A 2,026-nucleotide genomic window follows, 5' to 3' on the forward strand; every position below is an offset into this window, starting at 1 on the left:
GGTGGGGCCGGCGAAGAATCGCATGGTGGTCGACCAGCGGCCCTCGATCGCGGCTTTGTGGCAGCGGGCGGCCAGATCGGCGGCGGTGGTGACGTAGGTGCGGTAGCCGGCGTGGACTGCGGCGTGGGCCAATCCGACCGCGAGGTGAGTTTTGCCGGTACCGGGCGGCCCGACGAGCAGCACGTTGGTCGCCGACTCCAGGTAGGCGCAGGTGCCGAGTTCGCGGATCAGGGCCGCATCCACGCCCGGAGCGGCGTCGTAGTCGAAGGAGTCCAGTGTCGCTGGGGTGGGCAGGCACGCGAAGCGCAATCGGCCGGCCAGGCGGCGGGCGTCGGTGGCGTCGACCTCGATCGCCAGCAGGTGCTCGAGGGTGTGGGTGAGCGTCCATTGTTCGTCGGTGGCGGTGTGCAGCACCCCAGGAAGGGCCTGGGCGGCCGCATCGAGTTTGAGGGTGGCCAGATGTCCGCGCAGCTTCTGATACAGCGAGACCGCCGCCTGCGACTGCGGCTCGTTGTTGGCGGTCGGGTGGGTGTTGGTGGTGGTCATGACAAGGTGTTCCTATTCTGTGCGGCGCGTTCGTAGACGGCGAGGTCGACCACCGATGCAGAATCGGCGATTGATGGTTCGGAGTTGTTGTCGCGCAATGCTTGTGCGGCAGCACGGGCGGCCGGTCCGGGTGGGATGCGTTCTTTGCGGCGGTGTGGGCGCCCACCGGCGGAGGCCTGGCCTTTCACCAGGGTTTCCAGGGCCACGACGTGGCCGTGGTCGCGGACTTGGGCGCCTGAGCCGCGGGCTGCCATCTGGTGGCGGGCGATCACGATCCCGCTGGTGGTGGCGATGTCGATATGGTTGTCGCCGAGTGCTTCACGCACGGTGACCTCGCTCATCGCTACTTCCGGTGGCACCGAGTACTGGTTGCCTTTCCACGACACCAACGCTTGCCGGGAGACCTGGCGCGATTCGGTGAGTACCGCGGGATAGGGTGCCGCCGGCGCTCGCTGCAGCGGTTCACGTTTGGCGATCGTGACCACTGATGCCCGCCCGTCGCGGGTGGGGCGTAGCCGAATGTCGGAGCGGGTACGGCAGAACGTGTCCACGCTTGTTTGTGCCTGCTCGGCGGTCGTGTCGTCGGGCACGGTACGCCACCAGCGTTGCGCAGCTGTGTGATTGGACTTTTCCACCACACCTTTGCGGTTGCCGCGCCGTGGTGGGCACACTGCTACCGAGACTCCGTAATGCTTGGCTACCGCGGCGAACTCGGCGGTCACGTCTCCGGTGGCGGGATGGCAGACCGTCGCCATGCGATCGAATCGCCACGTCCTGGTCACCCCACCCAACTGACGGGTGATCCGGTCAATGCCCGCGATCACCTGTGGACGGGTCATATCCGGGGCCAGATAGCCCCGCCATTTCCCCGAATGCGCCAGCGACCCGACAAGCAGGTATGCGGTTTTGCCCCAACCCCATTCGGCGGGCGGATCAGGCAACTCGACCCAATCCCATTGAGTTTCCTCACCCGGCAGGTGAGTGATCACCGCGTTGGGCCGGTCGGTGGCCGTTGCGCACTGCATACACACCGGCCGCAACCCCCGCACCCGGATCTGACGAGTCAACGTCTGATACGACTGCTGGTAGCCGAGGTCTTCGAGTTCGTCACACAACGTGCGCGCCCACAGATGCGGGTCGTCGCTCAGTCTGGTGGCCACGTAATCGACGAACCGGTCGAACGGATCCACCTCACGCTTCTTGCGCTGGCCCGGCATGGTCGTCTCGTTGAGATAGTTGCGGATCGTGCGTCGGTTGCGGCCCAAATGCCGGGCAATCGCCGAGATCGTCCACCCCTGCTTTCGCAGGGCATGTGCTTCCACGGATTCTCCTTGTGTGAGCATGAACGAGCGGGCCTCCCTCGAAGGCTGATCGGTGGTCAGAGACCATCAGCATCGAGGAAGGCCCGCCCTTGTTGGCGGTGCCACACAAGTGAGCAGTTTCAATTAGCCAGACTGGGCACTTTCAATGAGCGCCGTCA

General features: G+C 65.5%; 2 protein-coding genes. Both read right to left on the bottom strand.

The window, feature by feature from the left end; genetic code table 11:
* On the bottom strand, positions 1-546 hold a 546-nt coding region (locus tag P3L18_RS28025), incomplete at its 3' end, for an ATP-binding protein (protein ID WP_276115986.1).
* Positions 543-1,889 (bottom strand): helix-turn-helix domain-containing protein, encoded by a 1,347-nt coding sequence (locus P3L18_RS28030; protein WP_276115987.1) that lies wholly within the window; start codon positions 1,887-1,889, stop codon positions 543-545. The genes P3L18_RS28025 and P3L18_RS28030, both read right to left, overlap by 4 nt.
* Between the last annotated feature and the right edge of the window lie 137 nt (positions 1,890-2,026).

This window comes from Gordonia sp. N1V (genome assembly GCF_029269935.1).
Taxonomy (GTDB): Bacteria; Actinomycetota; Actinomycetes; order Mycobacteriales; family Mycobacteriaceae; genus Gordonia; species Gordonia polyisoprenivorans.